Source organism: Intrasporangium sp., assembly GCF_040414665.1.
GTDB lineage: Bacteria > Actinomycetota > Actinomycetes > Actinomycetales > Dermatophilaceae > Intrasporangium.
Genome location: NZ_JBEDUL010000051.1, coordinates 12,677 through 28,666 on the forward strand (window position 1 = coordinate 12,677; position 15,990 = coordinate 28,666).

Annotated in this window: 12 protein-coding genes; 5 read left to right on the top strand and 7 right to left on the bottom strand. The window is 69.9% G+C overall.

The window, feature by feature from the left end; translation table 11 throughout:
* Positions 1 to 29: 29 nt before the first annotated feature.
* On the bottom strand, positions 30 to 1,124 hold the full coding sequence (locus ABF401_RS05415; protein WP_353508514.1) for an NYN domain-containing protein: 1,095 nt from the start codon (positions 1,122 to 1,124) through the stop codon (positions 30 to 32).
* Positions 1,125 to 1,304: 180 nt separating this feature from the next.
* On the opposite strand from ABF401_RS05415, the gene ABF401_RS05420 reads away from it, so the two are divergent.
* Positions 1,305 to 1,658: a relaxase family protein gene (locus tag ABF401_RS05420; RefSeq protein ID WP_353508515.1), complete on the top strand. Its 354-nt coding sequence runs from the start codon at positions 1,305 to 1,307 to the stop codon at positions 1,656 to 1,658.
* 105 nt (positions 1,659 to 1,763) lie between these two features.
* On the opposite strand, the gene ABF401_RS05425 is transcribed toward ABF401_RS05420, so the two are convergent.
* A complete protein-coding gene (locus ABF401_RS05425) occupies positions 1,764 to 5,474 on the bottom strand; it encodes a 5'-nucleotidase C-terminal domain-containing protein (RefSeq protein ID WP_353508516.1) in 3,711 nt (1,236 codons plus the stop codon).
* A gap of 346 nt (positions 5,475 to 5,820) precedes the next feature.
* Between ABF401_RS05425 and ABF401_RS05430 the strand changes: the two genes are divergently transcribed.
* Positions 5,821 to 6,789: an NAD-dependent epimerase/dehydratase family protein gene (locus tag ABF401_RS05430; RefSeq protein ID WP_353508517.1), complete on the top strand. Its 969-nt coding sequence runs from the start codon at positions 5,821 to 5,823 to the stop codon at positions 6,787 to 6,789.
* 61 nt (positions 6,790 to 6,850) lie between these two features.
* Here the strand turns inward: ABF401_RS05430 and rocD are convergent, their stop codons facing one another.
* Entirely contained in the window at positions 6,851 to 8,065 is a 1,215-nt protein-coding gene (gene rocD / locus ABF401_RS05435; RefSeq protein WP_353508518.1) for an ornithine--oxo-acid transaminase, read from the bottom strand.
* 185 nt (positions 8,066 to 8,250) lie between these two features.
* Between rocD and ABF401_RS05440 the strand changes: the two genes are divergently transcribed.
* From ABF401_RS05440 to ABF401_RS05450, 3 genes are read left to right on the top strand one after another with little or no spacing between them, the layout of a single operon-like run.
* A complete protein-coding gene (locus tag ABF401_RS05440) occupies positions 8,251 to 9,636 on the top strand; it encodes a cyclic 2,3-diphosphoglycerate synthase (RefSeq protein WP_353508519.1) in 1,386 nt (461 codons plus the stop codon).
* A 46-nt stretch (positions 9,637 to 9,682) separates the two neighbouring features.
* Positions 9,683 to 11,272: a DUF4389 domain-containing protein gene (locus ABF401_RS05445; protein ID WP_353508520.1), complete on the top strand. Its 1,590-nt coding sequence runs from the start codon at positions 9,683 to 9,685 to the stop codon at positions 11,270 to 11,272.
* Positions 11,269 to 11,718, top strand: a complete 450-nt coding sequence (locus tag ABF401_RS05450) for a hypothetical protein (RefSeq protein WP_353508521.1) — start codon at positions 11,269 to 11,271, stop codon at positions 11,716 to 11,718. The genes ABF401_RS05445 and ABF401_RS05450 overlap by 4 nt, the downstream gene beginning before the upstream one ends.
* 42 nt (positions 11,719 to 11,760) lie before the next feature.
* Here the strand turns inward: ABF401_RS05450 and surE are convergent, their stop codons facing one another.
* From surE to ABF401_RS05470, 4 genes are all read right to left on the bottom strand, one after another.
* Complete coding sequence (surE, locus tag ABF401_RS05455) at positions 11,761 to 12,561, bottom strand: 5'/3'-nucleotidase SurE (RefSeq protein WP_353508522.1); 801 nt, start codon at positions 12,559 to 12,561, stop codon at positions 11,761 to 11,763.
* A 171-nt stretch (positions 12,562 to 12,732) separates the two neighbouring features.
* The gene (locus ABF401_RS05460; RefSeq protein ID WP_353508523.1) at positions 12,733 to 13,536 is read right to left on the bottom strand and encodes a sulfite exporter TauE/SafE family protein; all 804 of its coding nucleotides are present in this window, start codon (positions 13,534 to 13,536) and stop codon (positions 12,733 to 12,735) included.
* 14 nt (positions 13,537 to 13,550) lie between these two features.
* Positions 13,551 to 14,930 carry an MBL fold metallo-hydrolase gene (locus tag ABF401_RS05465; protein WP_353508524.1) on the bottom strand — a complete coding sequence of 460 codons (1,380 nt, stop codon included), beginning with the start codon at positions 14,928 to 14,930 and terminating at the stop codon, positions 13,551 to 13,553.
* A gap of 76 nt (positions 14,931 to 15,006) precedes the next feature.
* A complete protein-coding gene (locus tag ABF401_RS05470) occupies positions 15,007 to 15,966 on the bottom strand; it encodes a 1-phosphofructokinase family hexose kinase (RefSeq protein ID WP_353508525.1) in 960 nt (319 codons plus the stop codon).
* Positions 15,967 to 15,990: the final 24 nt, after the last annotated feature.

Genomic DNA, 15,990 nt, shown 5'->3' on the forward strand with positions numbered 1-15,990 from the left:
TTCTTACGATTGGGAGTGGGGGCTTGGGGTCAGCGGCCGACCTCGTCCATCGCGTCCCAGAACTGCTCACGCAGGCGAAAGCGCAGCTCATCGGGGATGTCGTAGACGCCGAGGCGCGCAGAAAGGTCGGTCAACAGCGTCCGGTCGAGGTCGCTCGGGATGAACGGGCGCTCGCTGAAGACCCGTCGGCGATCCTCCTCCGTCGCCGTGGCCCGCCAAGCGGTGACGACACCACGGCACACGTCGTCGATCATCTCGATCATCGCGGGGGAGAGCGTGTGAGGCCGGTTCACCGGATGCTCGCGGCTGCTCGACCACGCCACCTTGCTCCCCGTGCTCCCCGTGCCGGTGCCGGTGCTGGTCACTGGGCTCCCGGTGCCTGCGACCACGGGCTGCGGTCTGGTGTGGGCGAGGATCGCGGGCGTGGGAACGGCGTCGTGGGACGGGCCGACGTCCTGGCGCTTCGCCGCCGGAGACGCGGAGGCGTGCGCCGTCGTCGTCCGAGGGCCCGGAAGAGGGACGACCACGCCGGCCGCCTCGGGCGACAGCTCCGAGACGGCATCCGGCTGCAGCTGTCGCGGGCGGACCGTCTCGTCGATCGTCGCCGGATCCACCAGCTCGAGGCCGTCGGACTCGCGGATGAGGTGGTTCGAGACCGCGTGTGGCCGGCCGGACGGGTCGGGGACGGCGAGGATGACGACCTGGGAGCCATGGCTCTGCGCCTCCTCCACCGCCTCGGAGAGGTCGTCGTCCCCCGAGACGAGGTACATGATGTCGACCACGTGGTTGCGTCCGTGGGCGGCGAGGTCGAGGCCGATCCGGAGGTCGACGCCCTTCTGCTCGCCGTGCGGTGAGGTCCGGCCGAGCCGGAGCTTGACCCGCGGCAGCATTCCGACCGTCTCCTGCGTGGAGTCAGGGGCGCCTCCGGGCCGGTTCCCAGAGTCGTACCAGTTGAGTCGCAGCAGCGGCAGCCCGCTCGACTGCTCCGCCTGCTGGATGAGGCGCCGGACGAGGTCTGGATAGGAGATGACGACGCTGCCACGCAGACTGGTCCCGGTGACGCGGGTGGCGGCGGCCGCAAGGAGGTAGCCGGCATCGACGTAGAGGGCGCAGTTGGACCGCATGCCCCAGCCTCCCACGAACCCGGTCGTGCGATCCGGACCGTGCGAGGGACGGGACAATTGAGGCAGCGGCGACGGCCAGGGTGACACGTCTCACCCATGCGGGTTTCTCTGTGGCACAACTTGTTTCGTTACCATAGGAGCGGGAGCCGCGTTTTCTCCCCCTCGCTGAAGGAGCGTGACATGAACGCCGAAGCCAGCCACATCCTCATCAACCGGGTCCGCCTCGAGGGCGGCGCCACCAAGGACGACCTCCGGTTCATCGAGCGGGCCCTCGCCCAGCTCTTCACGCAGCTGTCACGATTCGACCCGGAGCTGGTCGACATCGGCCTGCGGTTCAAGGATCGTGGCCAGCCCGGCATGCGCACTTCGCTCGAGCTCCATGTCCAGGGCCTTCCGGCCATGGTCGGGATCTCGGACCTGACGGACACCAAGGCAGCCCTCAACGACGCGGAGGCCAAGGTGCTCTCGCAGCTCCGCTCCAACGTCACGAGGCGAGCGGACCACCACCCGCGCCGTGCGCATGACTCGACGTGAACCAGGTCGTGGTGTGGTGAGGCTCACCCACTGATTCGCCTGACGAATCAGTGGGTGAGCCATGACGGGGTTCTCAGTCCGCGGGACACCCGCCTCGCGTTCGGGTCATGGACCCGTGATCCTCCCCTCGACGACTGGGTTGACCGGTGAGTTCTTTGTGACGTAGTCGACCGCAACCTGCAACAGGTCGTCACCCGGCTGCTGGACATCGGTCCCGCCCGCGAGCACCGTGTAGCCGTCGCCGCCGCCGTACATGAAGTCGTTCGTCACGATGCGGATGGTGTCCGTTGGACCGATCGGAGTCTGCGGCCCGTTGATGCCTTGGGGCGTCTTCCACATCCCCGTCACCACCGGCGTCTTGCCGTTGCAGGTGAACGTCAACCTCAGGCCCGACACCTGTGGGAAGCGGCCGGTATTGACGAGCGAGTCGCAGAACGGCGAGAAGCCGTTGAGCATGGCCTGCTCGAGCTGCGTACCGGTCAACGTGAGGATCGTCGTGCGGTTGCCGAACGGCAGCACGCCGAACATCTCACCCCACGTGATCTCGCACGGCTGCTCGTTGGCGCTCGGCGGCGAGCAGTTGAGGTCCTGACGCAGCCCGCCCGAGTTGGTCAGCGCAGCCTCGACGCTCGGGTACTTCAGGCGCATCGCGTCCGTCACCATGTTGCCCATCGCGGACTCGAAGAGCCGCGACGGCGCTCGCTTGATGTCGGCCGCCTGGGTGCCGATCACCTGGTTGCGCAGGACAGCCGTCTGGGCGTTCGCATCGTCGACGATGGCCTTTACGTCGGCCCGCGGTGTCACGCCGAGCGTCTTCGCCACCCGGGTCGCCCCGCCGGCCCAGGCGACGTCGCCACCCTGCACCATGAGCTGCAGCACCGAGTAGCTCGCGCCGGCATTGATTCCCTCGGTGATGAGGATCTTGCCGCGCATGAGGTTGGACACCCGGTGCGTGTGGCCGACGATCATGGCGTCGACGGTCGTGTCCTGCAGCTGGTCGGCGATCGCCATGATCGGGCCGTCCCACGGCTGTCCGGGTTCGGACCCTACCGTGTTGGCGCCGTTGGCCGTGCCCTCGTGGATCACGACGATCTGCACGCGAACGCCCTGGTCCGCCAGCCGCTTGGACTCGGCCGCGATCCGTGGCGCCTCGGGCAGGAACGTCAGCCCGGCCGTCGCACCGGCGGAGACCAGTTCTGGAGTGGAGGTCAGGCCGGCCCCGATGACGCCGACCTTGGTCCCGTTGACCCGGAACACGACCGACGGCGTCACCCAGCTCGGCGCGACGCCGGTCGCGGTCTCCACGATGTTCGTCGCCAGGAACGGGAAGTTCGCCCGCGCCTGGTGTTCGAGCAACCGTGCCACCCCGTAGTCGAACTCGTGGTTGCCGTAGGACGTCGCGTTCAGGCCCCACGCGTTCTCGACGTCGATGGCCGGCATGTCCTGCAGCAGCCCCGAGTTGGGTGGCGAGGCGCCGACGTTGTCGCCACCGGCAAGGATGAGACTCCCGCGTGGCAGTGACGCGACCTCCTCGTCGAACATCGTCGCGAGCTGGGCTGCCCCGCCGACGTTGGCGTTCCGGCCGAAGTCATAGGTGCGCGTCGTCGGATCCAGCTGACCGTGGAAGTCGTTCAGCCCGATGATCGAGATGGGCTGGTACGCCGGCCCGCCCTTGACGACGTCGAGGAGCACCCGGCCCTGGCTGTGCTGCGGTTCCGGGATGCCGAGCATGAAGGCGAGGGTCGGCGCGAGGTCGATCGACCGTGCGTCAACGGTGCCCTTGGCCACCCCGGTGCCGCCGGCGATGAACGTCGCCCGCATGTTGACGTTCGCGGCGAGGTCCTGCACGTCAGGCACGTAGCCGTGCTGGCCGAAGAAGTGCGACGGCGAGACCAGGGTCCCGGGGGTTGCTGCGTCGAACTGGTACGGCGGGTAGGAGAACACGACGAGGTCACCGGTGCGGGTTGGGTGCGCCATGTCCGCGGTCGAGTTCGGCCCGTTCGGGATGTGGCGGGACTCCGCCTTGGTGTAGGCCCGGTCGATGACCTTCCAGTTCTCGGCCTTGCCGTCGTGCGTCCAGTCGTTCGGGTCTTTCAGGGCGAGGAAGGCTGCCTTGATCGCCGCGACCGTCGCGGCCTCATCGGCGGCCGCGACCTGCTGGAAACCACCCGTGGGGGGCGGCGCAGGATCACGTCCCGCGAGGTTGAGGTAGATCTGCACGGTGCCACCGGCCCAGCACGCCTTCGCCTTGCCGATCGTCTCTCCGGTTGCGGGGCGGCAGTTCGAGGTCTGTGGCCTGGACAGGAGGCCGAGGTCGACGAGCACCTTGCTCGCGTCGATGGCGAGGAACTGCGGCGAGAAGCCGTGGTCCGAGCCGACGAAGGTGGTCGGGTCCTTCCCGACGAGGCTGCGCGCGAGCGCGAGAGTCTGGTCGGACTCGGAGTACGCCTCCCGCAGGAAGCCCTCACGCGCGGCGACGCGACCATCGGCGATCCCGTTGAGGTCGACGTCGTCGTAGGCCGGGTTGTCCTGGCCGCCGGGCAGCTTGGGCGACACGAGTCCGAGGAACTGGTGCTGGAACTCGTCCGTTGTCGGCATCCCGACGAGCAGGAGGTCCGGGTGGTACGTCTTGGCGACGTATTCCAGCATGGGCCAGTGCCCGGTGGACCAGTACAGGCCCTGCTCGGCGTAGGTCTCCTCGCTCGTGACGCCGGCCTCGAGGATGGCGAAGTCCGCGGCCGTCGAGGTCGGGAACTTCTGGGCCAGGTACTCGTCGAAGTCGCCGGTGAAGCCGGGCTCGCCGGGCCACTTCGGCCAGCTTGCGATGGCACGGCTCACCGAGGTGTGGAAGAGCCGGACCCGGGACAGGTCCGGGGTCAGCTCCTCGACCCTGACCAGCATGCCGGCGGTCTTGCCGTTCAGCGCGCCACCGCTGATCTTCACCTTGACGTCGCCCCACTGGCCCTTGGCGAGGTCGGCGGCGGGGTTGATGCCGCTCTTGGTCGTGGAGAAGAGGACTCGGTCGTAGTTGGTCTTCGAGTCGTCGGTGCTGTCGTACAGGTAGGCGTTGAGGCCGTACTTGTCCACACCGAAGTCGAGGACCCGCAGGCGCATCTCCATGGCCGGGCTGTAGGACTGCGGGACACCGGTCCAGCCGCTCGCCGGGCTCGGCTGGGCCCCGGCGAAGGGTGGTTGCCCGGCGTACCCGGCGGGGTGGTCGAACTGGAGCCCGAACGACGCGATGAAGGCGGCGTCGTCGAACAGTTCCTCGCCGGCGCTGCCGATGAAGTTCGTCGTGACGCCGCGGCCCGAGTGCAAGCTCTGGAAGTCGATCGTCGGCCCGTTGATGAGGGCGTTGCGCCCGCCGGCCCACTCGACCTGCGCCACCTTGAGACCGCCGCGCTCGGCAGCCTGCGCAATCGACTCGGCCTGCAGGACGCCCGGGTCGAACGCGGCCGTCCGGTTGGTGAACGCGTCGCCGTTCTTGTGGAACGTGTTGTTCGTCGAGCCGTGGACGCCGGGCCACGCACCCGTCGCGAGCGTGTACCAGCCCGCCCCCGTGTTGGGCGGCGCCTGGGTGAGCATGCCGCTGCCGCTCGCCTTGGTGCCCTTCTTGAGGAAGTCGCCCATCGTGGGCATCAGCCCCATCGCCGAGTACTTCTCGACGAGGTCCTGGCGCAAGCCGTCCGAGGCGAAGAAGACCGCCTTGTCGGACGGAGCAGGCCTCGCCCCGGCGGCCGCGGCGGCTGGGGCAGCCGACGGCGCTGGTGCCGGCGACGCACTGGGTGCGACGGCGGGAACCAAGAGCAGTGACACTGCGGCCGCCATCGCTGTTGTGACAGCTGGCCGCTTCCCAAACCTGGACAATCGCGACACTCGACTCCTCCTCTGTCCCCGAGGTGGGCGGGAGCGGCGTCACCAACCGCAGACGACGGCAACGCTGCCGATCCTCTTGACCAGACCAAAGATAGGGGCGCCGCCCTGTCGGCGGGGGAAGTTCTGCGAAAGCAGTTTGCCCATCCCTGTGATCGGGTGTGCGGGTGCCGCTGGCTGGCTCCGAGCGCAGCCGACGGTCGACGGGCGGGTCGTCCGTCCAAAGGGCCCGTCCGATCGGTTCTCGTTTCATTGACACCGGGTCGGCGTCAGATCCGACAATGCGAGCATGCGCTATGCACTGACCGGGGCAACCGGCTTCGTGGGTGGTGAGCTGGCCCGACAGCTCGTCGATGCTGGACACGAGGTGACCGCCCTCGTGCGCACCCCGGCCCGCGCGATCCAGCTCGACGCCCTCGGGGTCGATCTGGTGGAGGGCGATCTCGACGACAGCGCAGCGCTGGACCGGCTCCTCGCCGGCGCGGATGGGCTCTTCCACGTGGCCGGCTGGTACAAGCTCGGCGAGCGCGATCCGTCGCCGGGCCAGCGAGTCAACGTGGAGGGAACCCGCAACGTCCTGGCCGCCGCCCAGCGCGCCGGGACACCGCGAATCGTCTACACGAGCACGCTGGCCGTCAACTCCGACACCGGCGGGCGCATCCTCGACGAGACGTACCAGCACCACGGCGGCCACATCTCGGCGTACGACCGGACCAAGGCCGAGGCGCACGTCGTGGCAAAGGAGTTCGCGGCAGGAGGACTACCGGTCGTCATCGTCATGCCCGGTGCGATCTACGGGCCCGGCGACACGTCCCAGACCGGTGAGCTCATCAGACAGGTCGTGGCGGGCAAGCGGCCCGCGGCTCCGGCCGGGGGTGGTCGGCTCACCTGGGCCCACGTCACCGACATCGCTCAGGGGCACATCCTCGCGATGGAGCGTGGCGTCCCGGGGGAGAGCTACATGCTCGCCGGGGAACCGGCGACGCTGGAGAAGCTCCTCAACCAGATGGCGGCGATCGCCGGGACCAAGGGACCGGTCCTCGTGCCGGCCGGGTTCCTCCGCGCGACCGAGCGGATCATGACCCCCGTTTCCCGGGTGGTACCCCTTCCGCCGATGTACCAGCCCGAGTCGCTCCGTGCCGCGTTGGCCGACTACCTCGGCACGCGAGCCAAGGCCGAGCGAGACCTCGGCTGGGATCCGCGCCCCCTGAGCGAGGGGTTGGCCCAGACGGTGGCCGCCCTCCGCGAGAACACGTGAGGCTCAACAACCGTGACCGTATGCCGCTGAGCTGGCTTCGCGCTCCTGCTGGCCCAAGGCGTCAGCGGAGGACGCGACCCAGGGTGTCGACGAGCAGCTCCACCTCGGCCTCCTCGACGACGAGCGGCGGGGCGAGGCGGATCGTTGCGCCGTGGGTGTCCTTCGCGAGGATGCCTTCGGCGAGGAGCCGCTCGCAGACCTCGCGACCCGACGCCACCGAGGGATCCATGTCGACGCCGGCCCACAGGCCGCGGACCCGAACCCGCTCGACGCCCCGGCCGACGAGCGACTCGAGGCCGTCCTCCAGGACCTTGCCGAGCCGAGCCGCCCGCTCCTGGTACTCGCCGGTGGCCAGGAGACCGACGACGGCGCGGCCCACGGCCGCCGCGAGCGGGTTGCCGCCGAACGTCGATCCGTGGCTGCCGGGCGTGATGACCCCGAGGACGTCAGCGTCTGCGACGATCGCCGACACGGGGACGATGCCGCCGCCGAGTGCCTTGCCGAGGATGTAGATGTCGGGGACCACGTCCTCGATGTCGCAGGCGAAGGTCGTCCCGGTGCGGCCCAGGCCCGACTGGATCTCGTCGGCGAGCATGAGCACCCTCTTGCGGCTCGTCAGGTCGCGCACCTGACGGAGGAAGCCGGGCGGCGGGATGACGACACCGCCCTCGCCCTGGATCGGCTCCAGCAGGACCGCCACCGTGTCGTCCGTGATCGCTGCCTCGATGGCGCCGATGTCGCCGTAGGGCACGAGGTCGAAGCCCGGGGTGTAGGGGCCGTAGTGGTCGTGCGCCACCGGGTCGTCGGAGAAGCTGATGATCGTCGTGGTCCGGCCGTGGAAGTTGCCGCCCATCACGACGATCCGCGCCCGGCCGTCCGGCACCCCCTTGACGAGGTAGCCCCACCGGCGCGCCGTCTTGATGGCCGTCTCGACGGCCTCGGCGCCCGTGTTCATCGGCAGGACGAGATCCTTGCCGGCCAGCTCGGCGAGGTCGCGGCAGAAGGGGGCGAGCTGGTCGCTGTGAAAGGCGCGGCTCGTCAGCGTCAGGCGGGCCAGCTGCTGCTCCGCCGCGGAGACGAGAGTCGGGTGGAGATGCCCGAAGTTCAGGGCCGAGTAGCCGGCCAGGGCATCGAGGTAGCGCCGGCCGGACACGTCCATCACCCAGGCACCCTCCGCGCTCGCGATGACGACGGGCAGCGGGTCGTAGTTGCGGGCCACCCACTGTTCGGCGAGTGACAGGTGTTCCTCGTGGGCGTTGAGGTCGACGGTCTCCATGGCCCCAGCGTTCACCGGACCGGCCCGATGAACAAGGACTTTGACCACACCGGCCGAAGTGAGGCGCGTCTCAGGCCCCGGATCCTGCGGGGGTGACGTATACGCTGGCGTCGGCGGGTGGCCGAGGCCAGGACTACCCAGTCCGGGTGTGTCGGTCCGTCGGCGACCGCAGCCGGAGGTTCGTCGTGAGCACCGATGGGAACGCTGTACGCAAGGTTGTCATCCTGGGGGCCGCTGGCCGCGACTTCCACAACTTCAACGTCGTCTTCCGCGACGACCCGCGATACCGGGTTGTCGCCTTCACCGCGACGCAGATCCCGGACATCGAGGGGCGGACCTATCCTCGCGAGCTCGCGGGCGAGCTCTATCCGGGCGGGATCCCGATCGTCGAGGAGGACGAGCTGACCGACCTCATCCGTCGGGAGCAGGCCGACGTCGCCGTCTTCGCCTACTCGGACGTGCCGCATGAGCAGGTCATGCACGTGGGGTCGCGGTGCATCGCGGCGGGTGCGGACTTCTGGCTGCAGAGCGCGAGGAGCACCATGTTGCGGAGCAGCCGGCCGGTGATCGCGGTGACGGCCGTGCGCACCGGCGTCGGCAAGAGCCAGACGACGCGGTACCTGTCGCGGATCCTGCGCGATCTCGACCAGACGGTCGTGGCGATCCGCCACCCGATGCCCTACGGCAACCTCGCTGCCCAGGCCTGCCAGCGGTTCGAGACGTACGCGGACCTCGACCGCCACGAGACGACCATCGAGGAGCGGGAGGAGTACGAGCCGCACATCGACAACGGATTCGTCGTCTTCGCCGGCATCGACTACGAGCAGATCATCCGTGCCGCCGAGCAGGAGGCCGACGTCATCCTGTGGGACGGCGGCAACAACGACCTGCCGTTCTACGAGCCCGCCCTGCACATCGTCCTCGTCGACCCGCTTCGCCCCGGCCACGAGAGCAGCTATCACCCCGGCGAGGCCAACCTGCTCATGGCGCACGTCGTCATCGTCAACAAGTGCGACAGCGCCCGACCGGAGGACATCGAGGCGGTCGAGCACACGGTTCGCCGGCTCAATCCCAGGGCCACGGTGCTTCGCGCCGACAGTCCCGTGACGGTCGATGATGTCGGCATCGTGGCCGGCAAGCGGGTCATCTGCATCGAGGACGGGCCGACCCTGACGCATGGCTCGATGAGCTATGGCGCGGCGGTCGTCGGTGCCCGGGCGGCCGGTGCCGAGGAGATCGTCGACCCGAGTCCGTACGCCGTCGGGTCCCTGGCATACACCTACGCGAAGTACTCGAATGCCGCGGGAATCCTCCCTGCCATGGGCTACGGCGAGGCACAGGTGCGCGACCTCGAGGCGACGATCGAGGCGACGATCGCAGCGACGGGCGCCGATGCCGTCGTGTCCGGCACGCCCATCGACCTGGGCCGCATCCTCAGCGTGAGCAAGCCGCTCGTAAGGGCCCGTTATGAGCTCCGGGAGCACACTCCGGGCGGGCTCGAAGCGGCGGTTCGTGAGGTGCTCTCGCGGCCCCTGCCACGTGGGTCACAGACGAGGGCCGCCGCTCGCTGACTGCGCGTATCGTCGTAGTGTCAGGGGGTTCTTCCTGGGGGTCATCATGCGACCACGTCATATCGTTTCGCTGGTCATCGGCATCCTTCTCCTGGCCCCGGCGCTGGGACTGCTCATCGGTGGCGCTGCCATCGGGGTCTATGAACTGGCCGCCCGGAACGACAACGGGTGGCACGCGGTGAACATCGACCGCCTTCAGTCCGAGGGTGCTGCCGTCACGACGGGTGACGCCGTCATCGACTTCCGAGGTCCTGCCGGCCTCGTCGACTGGATCGACCTCGACTTCAGGTTCCGGGCCACCCCGGTGAACGGCCAGGAGGCCTTCATCGGGGTCGCGCCGACGAGTGAGCTCAACGCCTACTTCGGCGATGTCACGCGAGACGAGGCCGTCATCGTCAACTGGAACGGGACGGTGCGATACCGGCACGTCTCCGGGACGACCGCCGCCGTTGCGCCGCCCGCCGGAGAGGACTTCTGGGTCGCGCGGGCCACCGGGCCCAGCACGCAGGAGCTGACCTGGACGCCGACGACGGGCCGCTGGTCGGCCGCGTTCCTCAACGCCTCTGGTGAGCCGGGGGTCGCGATGAACGTCCAGGCCGCCGTCCGCTCGGGCGCTCTCCCCGGCATCGCCATCGGACTCCTCGTTGCCGGCGTCGTGCTCGCGGTCATCGGGACCATCCTTGTCGTCTATGCCGTGTCGAACCGGCCGCCGACCTCCGGTGCCACACCCGGCGGCACCCCTGTGCCGCTGGCCGCCGCGGCACCACCGCCTTTCGCCACGTCGCCACCGCCAGTCGGCGCACCCCCGCCTGTCGTGGCGGCGCCCCCGCCCGGCGTCCCTCCGGACACCGCCCCCATGGACGCGGCCAAACCGCATCCGCTGGTGCTCGAGGCCCGGCTTGCTCCGGACCTGTCCAGATGGCTGTGGCTGGTCAAGTGGTTCCTCGCCATCCCGCACTTCATCGTGCTCGTCTTCCTCTGGTGCGCGGTCGTGGTCACGACGATAATCGCGTGGTTCGCGATCCTGTTCACGGCTCGCTACCCGCGCAGCCTCTTCGACTTCAACGTCGGCGTCATGCGCTGGAGCTGGCGGGTCGCGCACTACTGCGGGACCGGTGGACTGGGGACGGACCGGTACCCGCCGTTCACGCTCGACGCGCTGCCGGACGATGACACGCGGCTGACGGTCGACTACCCCGAGCGACTCTCCCGGGGCCTGATCTTCGTCAAGTGGCTCCTGCTCCTGCCGCACTGGATCATCCTCGCCCTCATTGCCGGGACCCAGTCCCACACGGATGAGAACGGCGTTCAGGTCGGGGGCTGGCCGGGCATCCTGGCGCTGATCACCTTTGTCGCCGGGGTGGTGCTGCTCGTCAACGGCGCCCCGAACCGGGGACTCTTCGACGTCATCGTCGGCCTCAACCGGTGGACCTACCGAGTCGGGGTCTACGCGATGCTCATGACGGACGTGTACCCGCCCTTCCGCTACGACGGCGGGGGCTCGGAGCCTTGGGTCCACACGCCGCCCGCGCCGGGAGCGCCGCCGGTCGAGGCGGCCCCGCCGGGTGCCACGGCCCCGCTGTCGACGCCGATGACGCCGATGGAACCGCCACCCCGTGAGCAGGTCCAGCCATGACGACCCATGTCACTCACACCGGACCGTCCGTCGCCGGCAGGCGGGCCGGCTACGCGGTGGCCATGGCGGTCAACCTCGTCCTGCTCTTCCTCGTCAATGTGAGCCCCGGCTGGCAGGCGGTTCCGTTCCTCACCGAGAGCACGACCGAGGTGCTGCTGCTGGTGAACCTCACGATGCTCGTCGCCGTGGTCGCCAACGCGGTGTACTCGGTGTTCGACCCGCCCTGGGTGCGGGCCCTGGGCGACGCGGTGACCACCTCGGTGGGACTCGCCTCCCTGGTCCGCATCTGGCAGGTGTTCCCCTTCGACTTCGACACCACCTCGGTGCCGTGGGACCTGCTTGCACGATGGGTGATCGGGGTTGGCATTGTCGGGTGCGTCGTCGCGATCATCGTGGCGCTCGCGCGGTTCGTCCGAGCCCTGGCGGCGCCCGAGGCTGACCGCTAGGGAATCGGACCGACGGCGATCCCGTCGAGGGCCGGCCGCGAGCTATCCGTCGGCGCTCGCAGGCTCTCTCAGCTGGCGGGATCGGGCCCCGATCGGCAACCCGGACACGTCGAGGTCGACCGCCTCGCACGGCGCGGCCAGTGCGGTGATCGTCGCCCACCCATCCCGCACCAGCGCCGCATCCGTCTCTGCCTCGTACTCCACCTCGAGGTGCGAGAACGTGATCGTCGCGTAACCCTTCCCGATCTCACCGAGCTCGGCCTGCACCGCGCCGAACTCGGCAAGGCCCGCATGCCGCAGTCCCCGCAGTTCGTCAAGGGGCACGTCCGGCACATTGACGTTGAGGACGAGCGTCGGCGACACCTCGCGCTCGAGCACCCAGGCGAGCACCTGGGACGCGACGCCCGCAGCCGTGCCGAACTGGGTCGGCCGCGGGGCCGCGAGCGAGACGGCGATCCCAGGGCAGGAGAGCGTCGCCCCGGTGAGTGCTGCCCCGACCGTGCCCGAGTGCAGGATCGCGTTGCCCGTGTTCGGCCCGAGATTGATGCCAGAGAGAATGAGTCCAGGCTCCGGACCGAACGCTCCGGCCATGGCGGCAATGACGATGAACGCGGGGCTCGCCTCGACACCGAGCACCTTCTCGACCCCCTCGACCTGAGTCTCCGACTCGTGGATGATGAGCCGGCTGTCCTTCTGGAGCGCGGTGAGGGAGGCGCTCGCGCCGCTGCGCTCCTCGTGCGGTGCGGCAATGACGACCTCCAACCCCGCGTCGACCGCCACCTCGGCGAGAGCGTGCAGGCCGGGGCTGTGCACGCCGTCGTCGTTCGTCACCAGTGCTCGCATCGCGTCGTCTCCCTCGCCTCGTCGGGTGGTCCATGTCGTCAGGATGATGTGTCGCTCACGATGGTCCTACGGGTACGACTACCCGGGTGGAGCGCGGCAACGCCCCGACGGGCGAGGAGCTCTCCCCGGCCCAGCGGCACACGCCAGCCGCCTGAGCCGTGGGACCGCGACTCAGGCTGCGGGGCGGATGGCCATATAGGCAGCCACGAGGACAAGAAGGATGGCGAACGCGATGGTGAGGTGGCGCGGGTTCGCCCGGGACGCGATTCGTCCCCCGAGGAGGCTGCCGAGGATGGCAGCGCCGGTGAAGGTGCCGATGAGCGTCCAGTCCAGCTGACTCGAACCGGACCCCAGTCGCGTGGTAAGCGCGGTGGCGCTGTTGATGGCAATGACGAGCAGCGACGTACCGACAGCCGCGGGCATCGGGAAGCCGAGCGCGAGCACGAGCGCCGGCACCAAGGCGAACCCCCCGCCCACGCCGAAGAACCCCGTGATCAGGCCAACGGCGGTCGCGGCCACAACGACCTTCGCGACGCGGGGGCACGCACAAGCGAACGGGCGCACGGTGAACATCGGCTCGACCGCCGGGTCGATGGCCCGCCCCAGGTCACGCGGGGCCCGTGATGCGCGTCGGAACATGAGCGCTGCCACGAGGAGCATCAGGGCCGCGAACGCCTTCAGCAGGATGCTCTGGGGCACCGACGCCGACAACGCGGAGCCGGCAACAGAGCCGACCGTGCCCAGGACACCGAACGTCAGCCCTTGCACGAAGCGGACGCGCCCGGCACGGGCGTGGGGCACCACGGCGATGAGCGAGGTCAGTCCGACGATGACGAGTGAGCTCGTCGTCGCCGTTCGGGGATCCTGGCCGAGGACGTAGACGAGGGCCGGGACGGCGATGATCGCGCCGCCGCCGCCCAGCGCGCCGAGGGTCACCCCGATGGCCAGGCCGAGTGGGAGGGCGTAGAGCAGCATCGGTGCGGGGCTGGTCAGGAGGCCGCCTGCTGCGCGCGCAGCCAGGCACCGTAGCCGCCAAGCAGGTCGCTGACGTCGCCGAAGCCCTTGGCGCGCAGCAGGCTGGCACCGACGCTGCTGCGCCAGCCACCGGCGCAGTAGAGCAGGACGGGACGGTCGGGGTCCAGCTCGTCTGAACGGGCCGCCAGCTCGGCCAGCGGGATGTGCCGGGCGCCCGGCAGCATGCCCTCGGCCAGCTCCCCCTGGTTGCGGATGTCGACGATCTGGGCGTCCGACTCAGCCACCGCGGAACTGGCCTGGGCCGCGGTGAGCCGGCTCGCGGACGCCACGTCGTCCTGGTGCGCGACGAGGTAGCCCTCCGGGTCGGCGACATGGCCGAGGACCTGGTCGAAGCCGATCCGGGCGAACCGCGTGGCGACCTCCTGCTCCTGCCCATCCGGAGCCATGATGACGACGGGCTGGTCCGGTGTCAGCACCGTGCCCACGGTCTCGGCGAGGCGACCGTCCCAGGGGACGTTGATCGCGCCGCGCAGGTGTCCGGCGGCGAACTCCTGATGGTCGCGGGCATCGTGCAGGACAGCCCCGTCGGCCAGGGCCAGCTCGACCTGCTCGGCCGTCAGCGCGGGGACGGACGCGTGGACGTCCCGCACCTCGCGACCCTGCTTGTTCAGCGTGGCGTTGTAGAGGAAGTAGGCGGGCGCAGCGGGCTGCCCGCCGGCGACGACCTCGAGGAACTCGTCCTCGGTCATCGGCTGGCAGGCGTAGTTGAACCGTCGCTGCTCGCCGATGGTCGACTGGCGCTCGGTCGAGAGGTTCTTGCCGCAGGCCGAGCCGGCGCCGTGCGCGGGGAAGACGCGGACGGCGTCCGGCAGCGCCATGAGCTTGTGCTGCACGGAGTCGTAGAGCATGCGGCCGAGCTCCTCCGCCGTGTGGCCGACGGAGGCGAGCAGGTCGGGACGGCCGACGTCGCCGATGAACAGCGCGTCACCGGTCAGCACGCCGTAGGGGACCTCGTCGTCCGGCCGCTCGAGGACGAGGACCGAGATCGACTCGGGCGTGTGGCCGGGCGTGGCCATGATCTGCAGCGTCACGTCGCCGAGGCTGATGCGCTCGCCGTCCGCCAGCGAACGCACCTCGAACTCCGGTGCAGCGGCCTCGCCGTAGCCGATCCACGCGCCGGTCTCCCTGGCCAGCTCGAGGTGCCCGGAGACGAAGTCGGCGTGGAAGTGGGTGTTGATGATCCCGACGATGGTCAGGCCACGTGCGCCGGCGTCATCGAGGTACTCGCCGACGTCGCGGCGCGGGTCGACGACGACCGCCCGGCCGGTGGTCGCGTCCCCGACGAGGTAGGACGCCTGCGACAGGCAGTCGAGGTAGTACTGGGTGAAGATCATGGGTCGTCCTCCGAGTGGCGGGGATGGGCTCGCGAGCCATCCTAACCCATACCCCAGGGGGTATATTTCAACGGGGTCATCGCACGGGCGGAGTCGGCCCCTGTTCGAGCAGCACTGCTGAGATGAGGCGCTCGATCGAGCGGCGGTCGCCGGTCGCGAGGCCGTGGCGGCTCACGGTGACCGCACCGGCGGCGACGCCGAGCCGCACCGCGTCGGTCAGCGGTCGGCGGCGGGCGATCCCGGCCGTGATCCCTGCCGTCATCGAGTCCCCGGCGCCCCGGTGGTCGGCCGGACTCAGCTGCGGGCCGTGGGCCCAGTGCAGCTGCCCGTCGAGCACCGCGATCGCCGCCTCGCCGCCGCGCGAGATGACGACGTGGTCCGCACCGTCGTCCCTCAGCCGCCAGGCCGCGGCCACGACGTCCTCGGCAGCCGCGTCGTCGCCCAGACGGCCGTGGGCGCGCAGCTCCTCCTCACTCACCTTGAGCAGGGTCAGGCCTCCGGCAAGGGCGGCGGTGAGCGCCTCACCGGCGAGGTCTGCCACGACCGCCGCGCCGAGCTCCCGGCAGTCGCCCGCGAGCCGACGGTACGTGTCCGCAGGTAGGGCCCCGGCCTCCCGGGGACCCGTGAGCACGGCCGCGCTCGCTCCGGTGCTCTCACCGAGGAACAGGCCGTACAGCTCGTCCAGCACGTGGCGGCCGAGCGGTGCCGGGGGCATGGCGACCCACTCCTCCCGCTTCCCGGATCGGCGGTCGTTGATGTACGCCCCGCACGCTCCGGGGCTGTCCACAGAGGCGAGCTCGATGCCTTCGTCGCGCGCCAGGCCGGACAGGACGACACCCGTCTCGCCGCCGATCGGTGCGCAGAGGACCGCATCGACGCCGAGCTCCAGCAGCATGCGGGCGACCCAGACGCCTTGCCCGCCCGCATGGAGGTGGACGTCGGGTGTCCCGTTGACGGACTCGACGACGATGGTCAGCACGGGCGTCGGGTCAAAGACAGCGACGCGGGCTCGCTCAGTCGGCGTGCGGGTGGTCACGGTTGGTGCCTGCCCGATCGGACC